Origin of the sequence: Bifidobacterium vespertilionis, assembly GCF_008698145.1 — a bacterium.
GTDB classification, from domain to species: domain Bacteria; phylum Actinomycetota; class Actinomycetes; order Actinomycetales; family Bifidobacteriaceae; genus Bifidobacterium; species Bifidobacterium vespertilionis.
In genome coordinates, this window is sequence record NZ_RZNZ01000034.1 from 1 (window position 1) to 1,010 (window position 1,010).

At 57.8% G+C, this 1,010-nt stretch carries 1 protein-coding gene; it reads left to right on the forward strand.

Annotated features, from left to right (window positions below; translation table 11 throughout):
- The first annotated feature begins 613 nt into the window (after window positions 1-613).
- Window positions 614-769, forward strand: a complete 156-nt coding sequence (locus EMO90_RS12235) for a GIY-YIG nuclease family protein (protein WP_190972131.1) — start codon at window positions 614-616, stop codon at window positions 767-769.
- Window positions 770-1,010: the final 241 nt, after the last annotated feature.

Below are 1,010 nucleotides of genomic sequence, written 5' to 3' on the forward strand. Positions count from 1 at the left end.
CCACAGTGAAAACGCTATCCCCCCCGCGACGGGTAGCCCGCCGGGCGGATGGGAAGTTAAGGATCCTTCGACTCCGCTGCGCTGCGCTCAGGATGACAAGAGTCACATTCCGTCATCCTGAGCGGAGCGCTACAACGACGGTCGTTCCCTGTCATCCTGAGCGAAGGCGTAGCCGGAGTCGAAGGATCCTTAACTTCCTGCACCATGACTTTGGTGCGCAATGACGAAGAATCCTTCGACTCCGCTGCGCTGCGCTCAGGATGACACCGGGTCGCTTCCCGTCATCCTGAGCGCAGCGAAGGATCCTTGGCCATTACGCACCAAAGTCATCATGCAGGAAGTTAAGGATCCTGCACTATGACTTGGTGCGACATGACGAAGAATCCTTCGATTGGGTACCCCTTTTGTCATGGAAATGCTCAATCACGGGACGGTGAACCGCGCTTCCATCGGAATGGATGGGGCCGAATCCGCACTACCAGCCCAGCGTATATTGGGCATTGTCTCCGGCAAGGGTAATTGGATGGTCATCTTCGCCCGCTTTCCCGTCCTAGCAAACACCCAATAACGTTTGCGGCTGTGACCGCTTCACTCGAAACCGTTGCGATCTTTCATGGTTCCTATCGTTACCGGCTTCAAGTTCAGCGAGCGTTATTGGGCGGGCTGGACCCGCGCCAAGAAGAACGCCCTGATCGAAACCGCCAACCCCGAATGGCGCGACCTATGGCCCGACCTCGCCGGTGAGCTGAGCGATTTCCCGTCATTCTGAGCGCAGCGCGAAGCGCGGAGTCGAAGGATCCTTAACCTTCCCGCATTATGACTTTGGCGCGTAATGGCCAAGGATCCTTCGCTGCGCTCAGGATGACAAAGCAGCAACCCTCGTCATCCTGAGCACACACGGGGTCCCCTCTCCGTCATCCTGAGCGAAGCCCGTTAGGGCGGAGTCGAAGGATCCTTAATTCCCCGCCAAAACCGTCCCGTCGCGGGGGGGGATAGCGTTTTCACTGTGA

What these genes read in the sequence shown, in the direction of transcription:
- EMO90_RS12235 (WP_190972131.1), top strand. Translation starts at nt 614, where the DNA reads ATGGTTCCTATCGTTACCGGCTTCAAGTTCAGCGAGCGTTATTGGGCG.